This is a genomic window from Streptomyces sp. NPDC006879 (assembly GCF_042869595.1).
GTDB lineage: Bacteria > Actinomycetota > Actinomycetes > Streptomycetales > Streptomycetaceae > Streptomyces.
In genome coordinates, this window is record NZ_JBIAGC010000001.1 from 45508 (window position 1) to 63656 (window position 18149).

The 18149-nt window shown below is 70.0% G+C and carries 15 protein-coding genes; 11 read left to right on the forward strand and 4 right to left on the reverse strand.

What is annotated here, in order from left to right:
* The first annotated feature begins 16 nt into the window (after nt 1–16).
* From ACFYMC_RS00220 to ACFYMC_RS00240, 5 genes are all read left to right on the forward strand, one after another.
* Nucleotides 17–748 carry a hypothetical protein gene (locus tag ACFYMC_RS00220; protein WP_388516426.1) on the forward strand — a complete coding sequence of 244 codons (732 nt, stop codon included), beginning with the start codon at nt 17–19 and terminating at the stop codon, nt 746–748.
* A gap of 108 nt (nt 749–856) precedes the next feature.
* Entirely contained in the window at nt 857–1702 is an 846-nt protein-coding gene (locus ACFYMC_RS00225) for a DegV family protein (protein ID WP_388516429.1), read from the forward strand.
* Between the two features lie 535 nt (nt 1703–2237).
* On the forward strand, nt 2238–2822 hold the full coding sequence (locus tag ACFYMC_RS00230; RefSeq protein WP_388516432.1) for a helix-hairpin-helix domain-containing protein: 585 nt from the start codon (nt 2238–2240) through the stop codon (nt 2820–2822).
* The gene (locus ACFYMC_RS00235) at nt 2819–5296 is read left to right on the forward strand and encodes a ComEC/Rec2 family competence protein (RefSeq protein WP_388516435.1); all 2478 of its coding nucleotides are present in this window, start codon (nt 2819–2821) and stop codon (nt 5294–5296) included. Before ACFYMC_RS00230 ends, ACFYMC_RS00235 begins: the two co-directional genes overlap by 4 nt.
* Nucleotides 5297–5359: 63 nt before the next feature.
* A complete protein-coding gene (locus ACFYMC_RS00240; RefSeq protein WP_388516438.1) occupies nt 5360–6241 on the forward strand; it encodes a YceI family protein in 882 nt (293 codons plus the stop codon).
* Between the two features lie 172 nt (nt 6242–6413).
* On the opposite strand, the gene ACFYMC_RS00245 is transcribed toward ACFYMC_RS00240, so the two are convergent.
* Nucleotides 6414–6641, reverse strand: coding sequence for a hypothetical protein (locus tag ACFYMC_RS00245; protein ID WP_388517033.1), 228 nt, complete (start codon nt 6639–6641; stop codon nt 6414–6416).
* Nucleotides 6642–6734: 93 nt separating this feature from the next.
* On the opposite strand from ACFYMC_RS00245, the gene holA reads away from it, so the two are divergent.
* A complete protein-coding gene (holA, locus tag ACFYMC_RS00250; RefSeq protein WP_388516441.1) occupies nt 6735–7733 on the forward strand; it encodes a DNA polymerase III subunit delta in 999 nt (332 codons plus the stop codon).
* A 207-nt stretch (nt 7734–7940) separates the two neighbouring features.
* Here the strand turns inward: holA and rpsT are convergent, their stop codons facing one another.
* Nucleotides 7941–8207, reverse strand: a complete 267-nt coding sequence (gene rpsT, locus ACFYMC_RS00255; RefSeq protein ID WP_388516444.1) for a 30S ribosomal protein S20 — start codon at nt 8205–8207, stop codon at nt 7941–7943.
* 209 nt (nt 8208–8416) lie between these two features.
* Between rpsT and lepA the strand changes: the two genes are divergently transcribed.
* From lepA to hemW, 3 genes are all read left to right on the forward strand, one after another.
* On the forward strand, nt 8417–10285 hold the full coding sequence (gene lepA, locus ACFYMC_RS00260; RefSeq protein ID WP_388516447.1) for a translation elongation factor 4: 1869 nt from the start codon (nt 8417–8419) through the stop codon (nt 10283–10285).
* Nucleotides 10286–10596: 311 nt separating this feature from the next.
* Nucleotides 10597–12486: an AMP-dependent synthetase/ligase gene (locus ACFYMC_RS00265; protein ID WP_388516450.1), complete on the forward strand. Its 1890-nt coding sequence runs from the start codon at nt 10597–10599 to the stop codon at nt 12484–12486.
* Nucleotides 12487–12541: 55 nt separating this feature from the next.
* Nucleotides 12542–13774 (forward strand): radical SAM family heme chaperone HemW, encoded by a 1233-nt coding sequence (gene hemW, locus ACFYMC_RS00270; protein WP_388516453.1) that lies wholly within the window; start codon nt 12542–12544, stop codon nt 13772–13774.
* A gap of 260 nt (nt 13775–14034) precedes the next feature.
* Here the strand turns inward: hemW and ACFYMC_RS00275 are convergent, their stop codons facing one another.
* Complete coding sequence (locus tag ACFYMC_RS00275) at nt 14035–14838, reverse strand: DUF3097 domain-containing protein (protein WP_388516456.1); 804 nt, start codon at nt 14836–14838, stop codon at nt 14035–14037.
* A 10-nt stretch (nt 14839–14848) separates the two neighbouring features.
* Nucleotides 14849–15658: an MBL fold metallo-hydrolase gene (locus tag ACFYMC_RS00280; RefSeq protein ID WP_388516458.1), complete on the reverse strand. Its 810-nt coding sequence runs from the start codon at nt 15656–15658 to the stop codon at nt 14849–14851.
* A 247-nt stretch (nt 15659–15905) separates the two neighbouring features.
* On the opposite strand from ACFYMC_RS00280, the gene hrcA reads away from it, so the two are divergent.
* Nucleotides 15906–16922, forward strand: a complete 1017-nt coding sequence (gene hrcA / locus ACFYMC_RS00285; protein WP_388517036.1) for a heat-inducible transcriptional repressor HrcA — start codon at nt 15906–15908, stop codon at nt 16920–16922.
* Nucleotides 16923–18062: a molecular chaperone DnaJ gene (dnaJ, locus tag ACFYMC_RS00290; RefSeq protein WP_388516461.1), complete on the forward strand. Its 1140-nt coding sequence runs from the start codon at nt 16923–16925 to the stop codon at nt 18060–18062.
* Nucleotides 18063–18149: the final 87 nt, after the last annotated feature.

An 18149-nucleotide genomic window follows, 5' to 3' on the forward strand; every position in this document is an offset into this window, starting at 1 on the left:
GGGAGGAGGGGCACCCATGGAAGCCGCGTTGATCATCATGCCGCTGATGGTCCTGTTCGCGCTCTTGGGCCTGGGCGTCTTCGTCACGGTCAAGGCGGTCACGGCCGCCAAGCGCGGTGTCGACCGTACGCTCCACCACGCCCGTCGGACGGTCGAGGACACCACCCTGCGCGCCCGCAGCCTCGGTCAGGTCGGGGTCAGCGGCAGTCTGGCCCAGCTGAGACTGGATCTGCGGATGTCCATGCGTGCCACCCAGGAAGCGCTCTACACCGGGCTCCAGCAAGACAGCTCACTGTCGGAGTCCATCGCCCTCTTCGAACGGCTCAACCACCACGGACACGAGCTCGACGAGGAGCTCAGGCGGCTGGAGGGCGATCCCGACAAGGACCGGATCTCCGAACGCCTGCCAGAGCTGGCCAAACGCACCAAGCAGATCACCGGCTCCGCCGACTCGCTGCGCTGGGCGGTCCGGGACCGGGCACGGCGATTCGCCGAGGATGACCTGAGCGCGCTGAGCGCCCAGATCGAGGTGGAATCCGGCGCTTTGCGGGACTGGTCCAAGGATCCCGGTGGTGGGGTGTCCTGGGCTGACCTGGACACCCCTGAGGGGCCAGCACCCGCAGGCCCCGCCGCTCCCGAGGAGAACGCCGGGCCGGCCGTTCCACGGTCGATCGAGGGGTCTGGCGAGGGGCCCGCCCTCGGCGGGTACTCCTGGCAGAAGACGCCCCGCCCCGAGGGCACCACCTGAGCCGCAGCGCCTGCGCGCCCGGTGCCGCAGCGGTGGCGGTCACCTCGATGCAGCGCGGCCAGGGGGCCCGACTGCGATCCACCTGCAGCTACGGGTAACCTCCGCCTCATGTCATGCCCTGTCGCGATCGTCACTGACTCCACGGCCTACCTACCGGTCGGGGAGATGCAGCGGCACGACATCACCTCCGTTCCGTTGACCGTGGTGCTTGGCGACGAGGCGCTGGAGGAGGGCACCGAGATCTCGGCCCGTTCCCTGGCCCTCGCGCTCCAAAAGCGCCGCCCCGTCACGACCTCGCGGCCGAGCCCCGAGGACTTCGCCCGCGCCTACCGCGCCGCCGCCGAGCGCGGAGCGCGAGGCATCGTCTCCCTCCACCTGTCGGCCGAATTCTCCGGCACCTATGACGCGGCCCGCCTCGCCGCCGAGCAGGCCCCGGTGCCGGTGCGGGTCGTGGACACCGGCATGGTGGCGATGGCTCTCGGCTTCTGCGCTCTCGCCGCGGCCCAGAGCGCAGAAGCAGGTGGCACCCTGGACGAAGCCGTGGCCGCCGCCGAGAAGCGGGCCGCCGCGATGTCCGCGTTCTTCTACGTCGACACCCTGGAATACCTCCGCCGAGGGGGCCGTATCGGGGCCGCTCAGGCGCTCCTGGGCTCCGCGCTGGCGGTCAAACCCCTCCTGCAGTTGGAAGGCGGGCGGATCGGACCGTTGGAGAAGGTGCGCACGGCGTCCAAAGCCATCGCCCGGCTGGAGGAGCTGGCCGTGGAGCGGGCCGGGGCAGCTGACGTCGATGTCGCCGTGCACCATCTCGCGGCGCCCGAACGGGCAGAGCGCTTGGCGCAGCGACTGCGGGAACGGGTACCGGGTCTGGTAGAGCTCCACACGAGCGAGGTGGGGGCAGTGATCGGAGCACACACCGGGCCGGGTCTGCTGGCCGTCGTGGTCTCACCACGCTGACCGCCACCGCCGGGCGTCAACATCAGACAAGTAGTCACCCGATCGGATAGCTGGGTTATCCACAACGCGCCGGATTTCCACCGAAGTTGAGTAGTCCCGGTCTGAGGCGCCAGGGGTCCCTAACGTCGGGTTCATGGCTCTTCGATCACGGCACGCAACCAGCGGACCGGGGCGTGCCCCCGCATCCGACGTCAGGTCCAGGCACCACACTCGGCCCGGTCGCGACGGGCGGTGGAGGTCCTCGCCATCCCTGCGGGCCCGTCCCGGCCGCCTCCGGCAGGAACCCCCCGCGGCAGCGCTGCGCCGTGCCGAGGCGCTGCTCGGCTCGGCGACCCCACAGACGCCGAGTAGCGGCCCACCGGCACCCCCGAGCGGGGAGCCAGGAGCCAGGGACCGTGGGGGGACGTCGGCCGCGGCGGCCCTGTCCCCGCCGGGCGGCGCCGTTCCGGATCGCCGGCTGCCTTCCCGCTGGGTCGGCCTGTGGGAGCGAACGCCCCTGTGGGTACAGCTGAGATGCGGCCTCGAACCGCGATCGTTGGCCGCACTGACCGTGGTCCTGGTAGCCGCAGCGGTGTTCGCCGGCTACCACCTCTTCTCCGGTCGATCGGTGCCGGTCCCGGTGCCGGCCCCCGAGGTCGTCTCGGCGGGCCAGGCCCCACCTCTCCCCACGGCAAGCTCTCCGGGCGCCGCGCCCCGGATCGTCGTCGACGTCAGCGGCAAGGTGCGCGATCCCGGTCTGCACCGACTTCCTGCTGGCGCCCGGGTGGGTGATGCGATCGACGCTGCCGGCGGGGTGACGCCCGGAGCGGACATCACTCAGCTCAACCGCGCTCGGCTGCTCGGCGACGGAGAGCAGGTCCTGGTCGGTGTGGACGGCTTGGCCTCCGGCGGGCAGGGCGGGACCGCGGTCGCGGGTGCATCACCGGCGGGCCCCCTCGGCCTCAACACGGCCACCGTGGAACAGCTCGATGCCCTCCCCGGCGTCGGCCCGGTACTGGCCCGCAACATCGTGGAGTTCCGCACGGAGCGTGGCGGCTTCCGCAGCGTCGAAGAGCTGCGGCAGGTGGCCGGAATCGGCGAGCGCAGGTTCGCCGAACTGCGCGCGTTGGTGAGGCCATGAGGGCGGCCCCTGCCCCGGCGACGTCCATCGGCTCGACATGTCCTTCCCCGAGCGAGCCGGTACACCGGGAAGGCCCCACGGATCTGAGACTGGTCTGCCCCGCCCTCTCGGTCTGGGCCGCTGCCGCTTGGGCTCTCGAAGCCCCCACTCCGTGGATCCTGGCCGGCGTGGGCGCGTGCACCACCGCGGGCGCCACCGTGCTCCACCTCCATGGCCGCTCTCGATCGCACGCCGGACCCAGGCACTTGGAGCGCCAGGCCAAGGGCACGGCGATCGCCGCTGCCCTGCTGTGCGCAGCCGCCGGGGCGGGTGTGGCCGGCCTGCACGCAGCTGAGGTCCGTCGTGGTCCGGTTCCCGAACTCGCCAGGCAGCACGCTCAGATCACCGCTGTACTGGAGGTGACCGCAGATGCCCGCCGCGCCCGATCCGGTGGGGGCTCGACGACGTTTGTGCTGCCGGCCGAGGTGATAGTGGTGGCTCGGCCGGGTGCAGCCGCGGGCACCGCCACCCGGGCCCCGGTCCTCTTGATCGCCCGGCACCCCGAGTGGTCCCGACTGCTTCCTTCCACCCATGTGCGGATCACCGGGCGGCTGGCTCCGGCGGAGGCCGGTGGACCCGTGGCGGCAGTACTGCGAGTGCCCGCGAGCGACCAGCCCGAGGTGACGGACGCGCCGAATCTGGTGCAGCGCCTGGCCGGCCGCCTGCGAGCCGGCCTGCTGGAGGCGAGCAAGGACCTCCCCCCAGATGCCCGGGCACTGCTTCCCGGGCTGGTGGTCGGCGACACATCCCGGGTACCCCCCGACCTCTTCGAAGCCTTCCTCGCCACCGACCTGCTCCATCTGCTGGCAGTGAGCGGTTCCAACCTCACCATCGTGCTGACCGTACTGCTCGGTCCGCCGGGTAGGGCCATGCGGGCTGAGCGGCGTGGTCTCGCCCGGTGGTTCGGGTTGTCGCTTCGGGGCACAGCTCTGTGCGGTGGTGCCTTGACGCTCGCCTTCGTGATCGTGTGCCGACCTGAGCCCAGCGTGCTGCGAGCTGCTGCCTGCGGCGCCGTCGCCCTGCTGGCCATCGGCACCGGACGCCGGCGCTCGCTCGTTCCCGCGCTCGCCTCGGCCGCCCTGCTGCTCGTCCTTTACGACCCCTGGCTCTCCAGGAGCTACGGGTTCGTCCTCTCCGTCCTGGCCACCGCAGCACTCCTTGTGTTGGCTCCCCGGTGGAGCGACGCCCTACACCGCCGAGGCTTGGCGCCGCGGTGGGCTGACGCGCTGGCCGCGGCCCTCGCGGCGCAGGCGGTGTGTGCTCCGGTGGTGGCGATGTTCGCCGCCCGGGTCAGCCTGGTCGCGGTTCCGTGCAACCTGCTCGCCGAGTTCGCGGCCGGGCCGGCCACGGTGCTCGGGTTCGCCTCCCTGGCCGTGGCGCCGGTGGCGATGCCCGTGGCCGAACTGCTGGCCCGCGGCGCAGGCCTGCCGGCCAGCTGGATCGCAGGTGTTGCCCGCGTGGGCGCCGACCTGCCCGGCGCCGGGATCGACTGGCCCGGCGGAGCCCTTGGCGGATTCCTCCTGGCCCTGCTGGCCGTGGTGGCACTGACCTCGGCCCGGCGGCTGGCCCACCATCCGTGGAGTGCGGCCACCCTGGCTGTTCTCCTGCTGCTGGCGGTGCTTCGTCCGGAGCCGCTCAGTAGGTCCGTCCTTGGCTGGCCGCCGGCGCAGTGGCGATACGCGCAATGCGACGTGGGACAGGGGGACGCGGCGGTGATCGCCGTGGGCCCCGGCACGGCCGTGGTGGTCGATGCGGGCCCCGATCCGGTGCTCGTCGACCGCTGTCTGCGTGCGCTGGGCGTCATCCGGGTGCCCTTGTTGCTCCTCACCCATTTCCACGCCGACCATGTGGCAGGTCTCGGGGGTGTGCTGCGCAACCGCAGTGTGGGTTTGATCCAAACCGCCGTACTCGAAGAACCCCAAGCGCAGGCCGCCCTCGTTCGTCGTACGGCGACGGCCGCGCAAGTCCCGGTTCGTCCCGCCCGACCGGGGGAGCGGCGGCGAATCGGCGCCCTGGACTGGCAGGTGCTCTGGCCGCCGCCCGCCGTCGGGCCCGTTCCGCAGCCAACGACGGCCAACGACGCCAGTGTCACGCTCCTGGTCCGCACCGCTGGCCTCCAGCTCCTGCTCTTGGGTGACCTGGAACCGGGTGGACAGCAAGGGTTGTTGCGGGCACATCCCGAGCTGGGCCGGGTGGATGTGCTGAAGGTGGCCCATCACGGCTCCGCCCACCAGGAGCCCGCCCTCTTGGAGAGGTTGCGCCCACGTGTGGCAGTAATCCCGGTCGGCGCGGGAAACCCGTACGGCCATCCCGCGGCCAGCACGTTGGCCGCGCTGAAGGCGTCGGGTACCCGGGTGCTGCGCACGGACACGGACGGTGCCATCGCGCTCAGTGGAAGGGGGCGGGCCCTGTTTGCCCTGACGCGCCATCAGTGATCGAATGCCTCACCGCGAAAGGTAAAAGAAATGTCAACCAGTCACCACGGGGGTGTGTGAAAGATGTTCGGTCGTCGACGGGGGAGCGAGACGGCGAGCAGCGCGGGCTCGGTTCAGACGCTGGAGCTGGCGCTACCGCCAACTGCTGGTGTGTTGAGTTGCCGGGTGGCGGGGCCGCAGGGAGAGCTGCTGCGACAGGCCCGCTACGAGGTGACCGATCCCATCGGTCGACTGGTCCTTCGCGGACAGACCGATCCTTTCGGTTGCCTCATCGCCACGGTGCCGGCCGGGCCCTACCGGATAGAGATCTCGGCTGAGGGTTACGCCGCGCATGCGGGAGGTGTCCAGGTCAGCGAGGACGGACCGGCGGAGCCGGCCGAGATCGTGCTCCAGTCCGTGGATCCGCCTCTGTTGCCGGCCCCCGGCCACTGGGAGATGGAGCCGACGCATTCCGCAATCCGCTTCACCGCCCACCACACCGGGTTGGCCCGTCTCCACGGCAGATTCAACACCTTCGCTGGCGCGGTACGCATCGCCGACCACATGGAGTCCTCCTCCATACAGGTGATCATCGATGCGGCGGGAATCGACACCGGGTTTCACATGAGGGACGAGTACTTGCGGTCTCATGAGTTCCTGGATGCCGTGCGGCAGCCGAGAGTCGAGTTCCACAGTGAGCGCTTCATCCACCGTGGTGGCACCCGCTGGGCGGTACCGGGAACGCTCACCCTGCGTGGAGTCAGCCGATCGGTCACCCTCGACACCGAGTACCTGGGGCTTGGCTCAGGGTCGGACGGGGAGCCCCGGGCGGCCTGCCGGGCCTCGGTGGAACTCCAACGCGCGGACTACGGCCTCATCGGGGTCTCGGCGGTGGCACAGGGCATGGCGGCAATGGGGCCGAGCATCATGGTGGAACTCGATATCCAGATCGTTCGCAAAGGCTGAGCGCGGGGGCTGGAGGCCAGCTGGCGGGGCGACTGGATGGGGTGACGGTTTGCGGGGCGGGGCCCACAAGGGCATTTCGCCGCGTTGTGGCACACACCGCAGTCTCCCGTACGTGGCCGATGCCTGAGCCGGACGCGGTTGGCCTTGGGGTCAAGCCCTTCCGGTCAGGCACCTAGTCGGCCTCCAGCCAGCCCTCGTACTCGGCTGCGAAGGAGTCCAGCAGGCGGGGGTCCAGCCGCCGCCCCGGGTCTTCGACCACCACCAGCCATTGGGCGTCCTCCGCGTCGTCCTCTCCGGCGAGTGCATCGCGGACCAGCTGGGGCTCCTGGGTGACCCCGAAGCGGTCCGCCAGCTCCTCGGCGACGTCTTGCGCGGTGTCGCGGTCGGGCAGGACCAGCACGTGTCGTTCGTTCACCGCACCATTGTCCGGTACGGGCGCGGTTGGCCTCCCGGGGCGGGGCGTTGTCAGTGCGGCGTGGGATGCTGGTCGGCGATGGCCACCAGGAAGAACTCCACCGACGACCTCCTCGCTCCCCTCACCCTCGCGGTGGGCCAGGAGGACCTGCTGCTTGACCGCGCCGTGCGGGAGGTGGTGGCGGCGGCCAGGGCGGCGGACGCCGACACCGATGTGCGCGATCTCGCTCCCGAGCAGCTTCAGCCCGGCACCCTGGCGGAGCTGACCAGCCCCTCACTTTTCGCAGAGCGCAAGGTGGTGGTCGTGCGCAGTGCCCAGGACCTGTCGGCTGACACGATCAAAGACGTCAAGGCGTACCTGACCGCCCCCGTGGAAGAGATCACCTTGGTGTTGCTCCACGCGGGTGGGGCAAAGGGGAAGGGACTGCTGGACGCCGCGCGCAAGGCTGGAGCCCGGGAAGTCGCCTGCCCGAAGATGACCAAGCCCGCGGACCGGCTGGCCTTCGTGCGTTCGGAGTTCCGAGGGCTGGGGCGTTCGGCGACCCCGGAGGCGGGACAGGCACTGGTCGACGCCATCGGTAGTGACCTGCGGGAGCTGGCCAGCGCGGTGGCGCAGTTGTGTGCCGATGTCGAGGGCACCATCGACGAGGCCGTCGTTGCTCGTTACTACACCGGCCGGGCCGAGGCGTCGAGCTTCACCGTCGCCGACCGAGCCGTGGAGGGCCGGGTGGCGGACGCCCTGGAGGCACTGCGCTGGTCACTGTCGACCGGGGTGGCACCCGTACTGATCACCAGTGCACTCTCGCAGGCTGTGCGGGCGATCGGGAAGCTGGCCTCAGCGCCCCGCGGAGCCCGCCCTGGGGATCTTGCGCGGGACCTCGGGATGCCGCCCTGGAAGATCGACCGGGTACGCCAACAGATGCGGGGTTGGTCGGCAGAGGGCGTTTCAGTGGCGCTGCGTGCCATTGCGGAGGCCGATGCAGGGGTCAAGGGCGGCGGTGACGATCCCGAATACGCCCTGGAGAAGGCCGTGGTCTCGGTGGCTCGTGCTGCTCGGACCCGCCGCGAAGCCCACTGAGCAAACCCCGGGTCCTGAACAGCCCCGCCGCGGGGTCGATGGCACGCCGAAGACCCCGGCCGCCCCCTGGGGAAGGGGGGACCGGGGTCTTGGGTTCACGCGGGGTGCGCCGTACCCGCGTGGCGAACGCTTCGTGTACGGCGCGGAGTGCCGGTCAGGAGCGGAAGAGAGGGCCCGCTGGGTCCGTCCCGGCGATCACATCAGTGCTCAGCCCTGAAGGGTGGCAACCTTGGTGGCCAGCGCCGACTTCTTGTTGGCGGCGGCGTTCTTGTGGATGACACCCTTCGAGACGGCCTTGTCGAGCGCGCGCGAAGCGGCGCGGGCGGCAACGGTGGCCTTCTCGACGTCGCCGGCGGCGACAGCCTCGCGGGCCTTGCGGATAGCGGTCTTGAGCGAGGACTTGACGGCCTTGTTGCGCAGGCGCGCCTTCTCGTTCGTCTTGTTCCGCTTGATCTGGGACTTGATGTTCGCCACGAAAGAGCCTTTTCAGGTTCAGGGGTTGATCTTCGGATTGCGTCCCGTGGCTGAGAGGGCACACGAGGCACAGCTGTTCAGGCTACCAGCCACGCTCCGACCGGCCCAAACCGGTCGCACTGGCCTGGCCATGGGAGCATGGGGGCCTGCGTATCGATCCGACATCGACCCGAGTCTTCGCGCTCGCGTCTCAAGAATCAGGACCCTGCGTGCCCGCGACCCCCAGCAACGTGCCCGAGCCGAGCCGTACCGACCCGGCGCTGATCCGCAATTTCTGCATCATCGCGCACATCGACCACGGCAAGTCGACGCTCGCCGACCGGATGCTCCAGCTGACCGGCGTCGTCGAGCAGCGGCAGATGCGTGCCCAGTACCTCGACCGCATGGACATCGAGCGTGAGCGCGGCATCACCATCAAGTCCCAGGCGGTCCGTCTGCCCTGGGCGCCCACGAGTGGCGAGGGCCAGGGCAAGACCCATGTCCTCAACATGATCGACACTCCCGGGCACGTGGACTTCACCTACGAGGTCTCGCGTTCCCTCGCCGCGTGCGAAGGCACGATCTTGCTGGTGGACGCCGCCCAGGGCATCGAGGCCCAGACGCTCGCCAATCTGTATCTGGCGATGGAGAACGACCTGGCGATCGTCCCGGTACTGAACAAGATCGACTTGCCGGCCGCGCAGCCGGAGAAGTTCGCTGAGGAACTCGCGAACCTGGTCGGCTGCCAGCCCGAGGACGTTCTGAGGGTGTCCGCCAAGACGGGGGTCGGGGTCGACACCCTGCTCGACAAGGTGGTGGCCACCGTCCCCGCTCCGGTGGGTGTTGCCGACGCCCCCGCCCGCGCGATGATCTTCGACTCGGTCTACGACTCCTACCGGGGCGTCGTGACCTATGTCCGAGTGGTCGATGGCCAGCTCAACAAGCGTGAGCGCATCAGGATGATGTCCACAGGGGCCACCCACGAACTGCTGGAGATCGGTGTCTCCTCTCCGGAGATGACCGCCGCCGACGGCCTGGGCGTGGGCGAGGTGGGCTACCTGATCACCGGTGTGAAGGACGTCCGCCAGTCCAAGGTGGGTGACACCATCACCAGCCTCCACAAGGGGGCCACCGAGCCGCTGGGCGGATACAAGGACCCGAAGCCGATGGTCTTCTCCGGCCTGTATCCGCTGGACGGCTCCGACTATCCCGACCTGCGTGAGGCGCTGGACAAGCTCCAGCTCAACGATGCCGCGCTGGTGTACGAGCCGGAGACCTCCGCGGCCCTCGGCTTCGGCTTCCGAGTCGGCTTCCTGGGCCTGCTGCATCTGGACGTCGTCCGGGAGCGGCTGGAGCGTGAGTTCGGCCTCGACCTGATCGCCACCGCCCCCAACGTCGTGTACCGCGTGGTCATGGAAGACGGCAAGGAAGTCACGGTCACCAATCCGAGCGAGTTCCCCGAGGGCAAGATCTCGGACGTGTTCGAGCCGGTGGTGCGTGCCACGATCCTCGCGCCCAGTGAGTTCATCGGCGCCATCATGGAGCTGTGCCAGACCCGTCGCGGCACCCTCCTCGGCATGGACTACCTGTCCGAGGACCGAGTCGAGATCCGTTACACCCTGCCGCTCGCCGAGATCGTCTTCGACTTCTTCGACCAGCTGAAGTCCAAGACCCGCGGGTACGCCTCGTTGGACTACGAGCCCACCGGCGAGCAGTCCTCCAGCCTGGTCAAGGTCGACATCCTGCTGCACGGAGACAAGGTCGACGCCTTCTCCGCGGTCACTCACAAGGACGCCGCCTACGCCTATGGTGTGCGTCTGGTCGCCAAGCTGCGCGAGCTCATCCCGCGGCAGGCGTTCGAGGTCCCCATCCAGGCGGCGATCGGTTCGCGGGTGATCGCTCGGGAAACCATCAGGGCCATCCGCAAGGACGTCCTCGCCAAGTGTTACGGCGGTGACATCTCCCGTAAGCGGAAGCTGCTGGAGAAGCAGAAGGAGGGCAAGAAGCGGATGAAGATGGTGGGCTCCGTCGAGGTCCCCCAGGAAGCCTTTATCGCGGTGCTCTCCAGCGACGAATCCGGTGGAAAGGCGAAGAAGTAGCCATCCGTGCGGGCCTTGGGCAGTCCGTGGTGGGGGGGGGGGGGGGGGGGGGGGGGGGGGGGGGGGGGCGGGGGGGCGGGGGGGGGGGGGGGGGGGGGGGGGGGGGGGGGGGGCCCCGCGCGGGGGGGGGGCGCCCCCCCCCTCACGTCGTGCCGGGTCGGGTCTGGTTCGTTACCAAGCGGCAGCCCGCGGACCCTTACGAACCGGCCGGGCGGCCTCTACCCTGATCACTGCTCGATGGTTACTCGCAAGTTAAGCAACCAGCCAGTCCCACGTACGAGGCGGAACGCCGCGTTGGTCCGGAGGATGTCGTGAGCGACACACAGACCTTGATCGAGAACCGTCCGCCCACCGTGGCGGCACTCTTCCTTGAGCGGGTCGCAGCTACCCCAGATGCCGAGGCCTACCGGTACCCCGTACCGGCTGCGTCCGGTCAGGGTCCGGACGAGTGGAAGTCGCTGAGCTGGGGGCAGGCGGCGGAGCGGGTTTTCGCCATCGCCGCGGGTCTGGTGAGTCTGGGGCTGCGTTCCGAAGAGCGGGTCGCCTTGGCCTCCAGCACCCGGGTGGAGTGGATCCTCGCTGACCTCGGCGTGATGTGTGCGGGAGCCGCCACGACGACCATCTACCCGAGCACCAACGCGGAGGAGTCGGCCTTCATCCTGGAGGACTCCGACAGCAGGGTGCTGATCGCGGAGGACGCCGAGCAGCTCGCGAAGGCCCGTGAGCGTCGTGGGGACCTCCCTGACCTGGCTCACGTGATCGTCCTGGAGGCCGCGGACGCCGTCGCCGCCGACGGTGACCCGGAGGGTTGGGTGCTGTCCCTCGCGGAGCTCGAGGCCAGGGGCGCCGAGTATCTGAGCCTGCATCCGGAAGCGGTCAAGGAGCGCGTCAGCGCCATCACCGCCGACCAGCTGGCCACATTGATCTACACCTCGGGAACCACCGGCCGCCCCAAGGGCGTGCGGCTTCCGCACGACAACTGGTCGTACATGGCGAAGGCGATCGCGGCCACCGGGCTGGTCACCGGCGACGACGTGCAGTACCTGTGGCTACCGCTCGCCCATGTCTTCGGCAAGGTGTTGACCTCGGGCCAGATCGAGGTCGGTCACGTCACTGCCGTCGACGGCCGGGTCGACAAGATCATCGAGAATCTTCCGGTGGTCCAGCCGACCTACATGGCCGCGGTCCCACGGATCTTCGAGAAGGTCTACAACGGCGTCGCCGCCAAGGCGCGAGCCGGGGGCGGCGCCAAGTACAAGATCTTCCAATGGGCTGCTGGAGTGGCTCGTGAGTACGCCAAGGTCACCCAGGACAACTTCCGGCGGACCGGTACGGCCAGCGCCCCGTTCGGCCTCAGCGCCCGGCACAAGGTCGCCGATGCGCTCGTCTACGCCAAGCTCCGGGAGGCCTTCGGCGGCCGGCTGCGCGCCGCGGTCTCCGGCTCGGCCGCTCTCTCCCCGGAGATCGGCTACTTCTTCTCCGGCGCCGGCATCCACATCCTGGAGGGCTACGGCCTGACGGAGTCCAGCGCCGCCTCCTTCGTGAACCCCGGCGAGGCTTACCGCACCGGCACCGTGGGCAAACCGCTGCCCGGCACCGAGGTGCGGATCGCAGACGACGGCGAGATCCTCTTGCGAGGCCCCGGCATCATGGAGGGCTACCACGGTTTGCCGGAGAAGACCGCGGAGGTGTTGGAGACGGACGGTTGGTTCCACACCGGTGATATCGGAGAACTCTCCGCCGACGGCTACCTGCGGATCACCGACCGCAAGAAGGACCTCATCAAGACCTCGGGCGGCAAGTACATCTCGCCCGCGGAGGTCGAGGGCCAGTTCAAGGCGGTCTGCCCGTTCGTCTCCAACATCCTGGTGCACGGAGCCGACCGGAACTTCTGCACGGCGCTGATCGCCCTCGACGAGCCGGCGATCCTCGCCTGGGCGGCCGACCACGGCATGGGTGGCGCCAGCTACGCGGACGTGTCGACGAGCACGCAGACCCGGGAGCTGATCCAGGGCTATGTGAACACCCTCAACGAAGGTCTGCAGCGCTGGCAGACGATCAAGAAGTTCCAGTTGCTGCCGCGCGACCTCGACGTCGAGCACGGGGAGCTCACGCCCAGCCTCAAGCTCAAGCGACCGGTGGTCGAGCGTGAGTTCAAGCACCTCATCGACGAGATGTACGCGGGAACCCGCGAGGACTGACCGTCGGGAGTGCTCGGCTGGCCGGCTCACCCCGAGCGTACGGGACAATGGGCGCATGCCTTCCGTACTGCCCGATGGTGAGCCCGTACCCGATGACGGGGCGCTGCCGTTCCACGCCCTCAAGGACGCGCGGGAGCGGCCCCTCGGGTTCTACCTGCACGTGCCGTACTGCGCGACCCGCTGCGGGTACTGCGACTTCAACACGTACACCGCAACCGAGTTGCGCGGTTCGGGCGGGGCCCTGGCGTCCCGGGACAACTACGCCGGCACCCTCGTCGAGGAGGTGCGCCTGGCCCGCAAGGTCCTCGGTGACGACCCGCGCGAAGTGCGCACCGTCTTCGTCGGAGGCGGTACGCCCACCCTCCTGCCCGCCGGGGACCTGGTGCGGATGCTGGCGGCCATCCGGGACGAGTTCGGCCTGGCCCCCGATGCCGAGGTGACCACCGAGGCGAACCCGGAGTCCGTGGACCCGCGCTACCTCGCCGAACTGCGTGCGGGCGGCTTCAACCGTGTCTCCTTCGGGATGCAGAGCGCCAAGCAGCACGTCCTGAAGATCTTGGACCGCACGCACACCCCGGGGCGCCCCGAAGCCTGCGTGGCCGAGGCGCGCTCCGCCGGATTCGAGCACGTCAACCTCGACTTGATCTACGGGACCCCTGGCGAGTCGGACGAGGACTGGCGGGCGTCCCTCGACGCGGCGATCGGCGCCGGACCGGACCACGTGTCCGCCTATGCGCTGATCGTGGAGGAAGGTACGCAACTGGCCCGCCGGATCCGACGCGGTGAGGTGCCGATGACGGACGACGACGTCCACGCGGACCGCTACCTGATCGCGGACGAAGCCCTCGCCGCCGCGGGCTTCTCCTGGTACGAGGTCTCCAACTGGGCCACCTCCAAGGCCGGCCGATGCCTGCACAACGAGCTGTACTGGCGGGGCGCCGACTGGTGGGGTGCGGGTCCGGGCGCTCACAGCCACGTGGGCGGGGTGCGCTGGTGGAACGTCAAGCACCCCGGCGCCTACGCGCAGGCGCTCACCGAGAACCGCTCGCCCGGCGCCGGTCGCGAGGTGCTGAGCGCGCAGGACCGCCGGGTCGAGCGGGTCCTGCTGGAGTTGCGTCTGGTGGACGGCTGCCCGCTGACCCTGCTGGCCGCGGCCGGCCGGGCCGCGGCCGACCGGGCACTTGCCGACGGCCTGCTGTCCCCGGGCCCGTTCGCCGAGGGGCGAGCCGTCCTGACGCTACGTGGGCGGCTACTGGCCGATGCGGTGGTCCGCGACCTGGTGGACTGAACTCCTGGACGTCCCCTCACGCCGGCGATACGCGGTTGTCGGCCCGCCGCTGCTCCGCGCGTCCCGGGCGGTGCGAAGGGGGCGGCGCCAGGCCCGCTAAGGGCTGTCCCGTAGTCCCCGGCGGGCGCACGGCGACAGCTACGGCACCTCGCTGCGTTGTCGGAACGCCCGAATACGCCCAGTATGGGTTCGCCCCTCCGCCTTGCGATGCACCGCATCTGACGCCGTGCGCTGATCCACCGGGGATTACGGGACAGCCCTTAGGCCGGTGCGGTGACGAAGTCGATGAGCTGTTCCACAGCGCCCAACAGCGCCGGCTCCAGGTCCCGGTAGGAACCGACCCGGGACAGGACGTGCTGCCAGGCCGCTCCGGTGTGGGAGGGCCAACCGAGGGCCGTGCAGACGCCGCGCTTCCAGTCCTGACCAGGGGGCACCACCGGCCAGGCGGGGATGGCCAGAGCGGACGGTTTCACGGCCTGCCAGACGTCGACGTAGGGGTGTCCGAGGACCAGGACGTCGGCGTCCGAGACCTGCGCGGCGATACGGGACTCCTTGGAGCCGGGCACCAGATGGTCGACCAGCACGCCCAGCCTGGCTCGCGGGCCGGGGGCGAACTCGTCGACGATCGCAGGTAGGTCGTCGACGCCCTCCAGGTACTCCACGACGACGCCTTCGACGCGCAGGTCGTCGCCCCAGACCTTCTCCACCAGTTCGGCGTCGTGACGTCCCTCGACGTAGATGCGGCCGGCGCGGGCCACCCGGGCGCGGGCGACGGGCACCGCGATGGACCCGGAGGCGGTGCGGGTGGGGCGGGCCGGGGCCCGGACCGGGCGGACCAAAGTGACCGGGGCGCCTTCCAGGAGGAATCCGCGTGGTTCCAGTGGGAAGACCCGGTGTTTACCAAACCGGTCCTCAAGGGTGACGGTGCCGCCTTCGCAGCTCACCACCGCCCCGCAGAAGCCGGTGGCCACCTCCTCCACGACCAGGTCGGGGTCGGCAGGCACCTCCGGCACCGGGCGGGTCCGCTTCCACGCGGGGGTCAGGTCCGGTGAGTACTCGCGCATCCGGCACAGACTACGGGAGGGGCGGGGTCCCAGTGGTGGCCGGCAGGCCCGGGGCGAACCGCTCGGCGAGGTTCTCCCGCTGGGTGCGCACGAAGGCAGCGTCCACCACAGCCCCGTGCCCGGGCACGTAGAGCGCTTCCTCCCCGCCGAGGGCCACGAGCCGCTCCAGGGCGGCCGGCCACTGCTGGGGGACCGCGTCCGGGCCGGCCTGTGGCTCTCCCGACTCCTCGACGAGGTCACCGCAGAAGACCACCTCGCGGTCGGTGCTCGCGTGGCCGGGGACCAGAACCGCGAGGTCGTGGCCGGTGTGGCCCGGACCCACATTGGCCAGCAGGACTTGGACGCCGCCGAGTTCCAGGGTCCATTCGCCGGAGACCAGGTGTTGGGGCAACACCATCAAATCCACCGCCTCGGAGGCGTCGGTGGGCGCCAGACCGTGTCGCACCGCGTCCTCGCGCAGGACGTCACGGTCGGCGTCGAGCAGCCGGTCGAGCCCCACGGCCCCGTACACCTCGACACCGGCGAAGGCCGCGGCGCCCAGGACGTGGTCGAAATGGGCGTGGGTCAGTGCGAGGTGCGTCACTCTCCCGGGTCCCCGGGGGGTGGTGGCGACGCCCTCATCCGTCCCTGGACCGGCGAGCATCCACTGGGTCTGGGTGCGCAGCTCGGCCCCCTCGCGCAGCGAACTCCCCGCGTCCACCAGCAACACCGCCGCGTCCCCCACGACCAGCCCGACGGTGCAGTCCCAGCCCGGTAGGCGGCGCCTGCCGACCCTGCTGCCGAGCCGCTCCCAGCCGGCCTCTTCCCAACGCACGTCCATACCGAGACGCTAGACCAACGCGGCAGCCCGCTGCCCCTCGGGAGTCGCCGCCGCGAGGTACGTTGCGCGATGTCGGGGTGGGCCGCCCTTGCTACGGGCGTACCACCCCGCCGTACACTGGCCGGGGGATCGCTGGCACTCGCCCGCACAGAGTGCCAGGAACGCGGATCGGGTGAGTGGATCGGCTGGCAGGTTCCGACAGGTGGTTGCCCGGCAGAATCAAGACGTCAAGGTGGAGGTGCGCGCGATGCTCAGCGAACGCAGACTCGAAGTGTTGCGCGCGATCGTCCAGGACTACGTCGGGACCGAGGAGCCGGTGGGCTCCAAGGCGCTCACCGAGCGGCACCGGCTGGGCGTCTCGCCCGCCACGGTGCGCAACGACATGGCCGTACTGGAGGACGAGGGCTACATCGCCCAGCCGCACACCAGCGCGGGGCGCATCCCCACGGACAAGGGCTACCGTCTGTTCGTCGACCGGTTGGCGGGCGTCAAGCCGCTGTCCACCCCCGAGCGGCGCGCCATCCACAACTTCCTCGACGGTGCGGTCGACCTCGATGACGTCGTCGGTCGCACGGTCCGGCTGCTCGCGCAGCTGACCCGGCAGGTCGCCGTCGTGCAGTACCCGAGCCTGACTCGTTCCACCGTGCGTCACGTCGAGCTGTTGTCGTTGGCCCCGGCCCGGCTGATGCTCGTCCTGATCACGGACACCGGACGGGTGGAGCAGCGGCTGGTGGACTGCCCGGCGCCGTTCTCCGACACCTCGATGGCCGATCTGCGGGCCCGGCTCAACAGCCGGGTCGTGGGCCGTCGCTTCGCCGACGTCCCACAACTGGTGCAAGACCTGCCCGAGTCCTTCGATACGGAGGACCGGGCTACGGTCTCCACCGTGCTCGCGACTCTCCTGGAGACGCTGGTGGAGGAGACCGAGGAGCGGTTGATGATCGGCGGTACCGCCAACCTGACCCGCTTCGGACACGATTTCCCCCTGACGATCAGGCCGGTGCTGGAGGCACTTGAGGAGCAGGTCGTGCTCCTGAAGTTGCTCGGCGAGGCCAAGGAGTCGGGAATGACCGTACGTATCGGCCATGAGAACGCCCACGAGGGCCTGAACTCCACTTCGGTGGTCTCGGTCGGTTACGGTTCGGGCGACGAGGCAGTCGCCAAACTCGGCGTGGTCGGACCGACCCGCATGGACTACCCCGGAACGATGGGAGCGGTACGCGCAGTGGCACGTTACGTCGGACAGATCCTGGCGGAGTCGTAAGTGGCCACCGACTACTACGCCGTACTTGGCGTACGCCGCGACGCATCGCAGGACGAGATCAAGAAGGCCTTCCGGCGGCTTGCCCGCGAGCTGCATCCGGATGTGAACCCTGATCCCAAGACGCAGGAGCGTTTCAAGGAGATCAACGCCGCCTACGAGGTGCTGTCGGACCCGCAGAAGAAGCAGGTCTACGACCTCGGCGGCGACCCGCTGTCCTCCTCCGGCGGCGGCGGTGGCGCCGGCGGGTTCGGTGCGGGTGGCTTCGGAAACTTCTCGGACATCATGGACGCCTTCTTCGGCACGGCCTCCCAGCGTGGGCCGCGCTCGCGGACGCGGCGCGGCCAGGACGCCATGATCCGGCTGGAGATCGACCTGAACGAGGCGGCCTTCGGCACCACGAAGGACATCCAGGTCGACACCGCTGTGGTGTGCACCACTTGCTCCGGTGAGGGTGCTGCCCCCGGGACCTCCGCCCAGACCTGTGACATGTGTCGCGGTCGCGGTGAAGTGTCGCAGGTGACGCGGTCCTTCCTGGGCCAGGTCATGACCTCCCGCCCCTGCCCGCAGTGCCAGGGGTTCGGCACGGTCGTTCCGACCCCCTGCCCCGAGTGCGCGGGCGACGGTCGCACCCGCTCCCGCCGCACGCTCACGGTCAAGATCCCGGCCGGCGTCGACAACGGCACCCGCATCCAACTCGCGGGCGAGGGCGAAGTCGGCCCGGGTGGTGGTCCTGCCGGTGACCTCTACGTCGAGATCCACGAGTTGCCGCACTCGGTGTTCCAGCGGCGGGGCGACGATCTGCACTGCACGGTCACCATCCCGATGACGGCAGCCGCGCTGGGCACCAAGTGCCCCCTGGAGACCCTGGACGGCGTAGAGGAGATCGACGTGCGGCCGGGCACCCAGTCCGGTCAGTCGATCCCGCTGCACGGCCGCGGAGTCACCCACCTGCGCGGTGGTGGTCGCGGCGACCTGATCGTGCATGTCGAGGTGCAGACCCCGAGCAAGCTCGACCCGCAGCAGGAGGACCTGCTGCGCCAACTGGCCAAACTGCGTGGCGAAGAACGGCCCCTGGGTCAGTTCCAGCCCGGCCAGCAGGGCTTGTTCTCCCGACTGAAGGACGCCTTCAACGGGCGCTGAGCGGCGCCCGTGGGTTCCTGAACCGGCGGCGGCCTGCGGGGATGACCCGTCGGGCCGCCGCCGGCGTCTTTGCACTGAGGACACCGC

What these genes read in the sequence shown, in the direction of transcription:
- ACFYMC_RS00220 (WP_388516426.1), top strand. Translation starts at nt 17, where the DNA reads ATGGAAGCCGCGTTGATCATCATGCCGCTGATGGTCCTGTTCGCGCTC.
- ACFYMC_RS00225 (WP_388516429.1), top strand. Translation starts at nt 857, where the DNA reads ATGTCATGCCCTGTCGCGATCGTCACTGACTCCACGGCCTACCTACCG.
- ACFYMC_RS00235 (WP_388516435.1), top strand. Translation starts at nt 2,819, where the DNA reads ATGAGGGCGGCCCCTGCCCCGGCGACGTCCATCGGCTCGACATGTCCT.
- ACFYMC_RS00240 (WP_388516438.1), top strand. Translation starts at nt 5,360, where the DNA reads ATGTTCGGTCGTCGACGGGGGAGCGAGACGGCGAGCAGCGCGGGCTCG.
- holA (WP_388516441.1), top strand. Translation starts at nt 6,735, where the DNA reads ATGGCCACCAGGAAGAACTCCACCGACGACCTCCTCGCTCCCCTCACC.
- hemW (WP_388516453.1), top strand. Translation starts at nt 12,542, where the DNA reads ATGCCTTCCGTACTGCCCGATGGTGAGCCCGTACCCGATGACGGGGCG.
- ACFYMC_RS00275 (WP_388516456.1), bottom strand. Translation starts at nt 14,838, where the DNA reads ATGCGCGAGTACTCACCGGACCTGACCCCCGCGTGGAAGCGGACCCGC.
- ACFYMC_RS00280 (WP_388516458.1), bottom strand. Translation starts at nt 15,658, where the DNA reads ATGGACGTGCGTTGGGAAGAGGCCGGCTGGGAGCGGCTCGGCAGCAGG.
- hrcA (WP_388517036.1), top strand. Translation starts at nt 15,906, where the DNA reads ATGCTCAGCGAACGCAGACTCGAAGTGTTGCGCGCGATCGTCCAGGAC.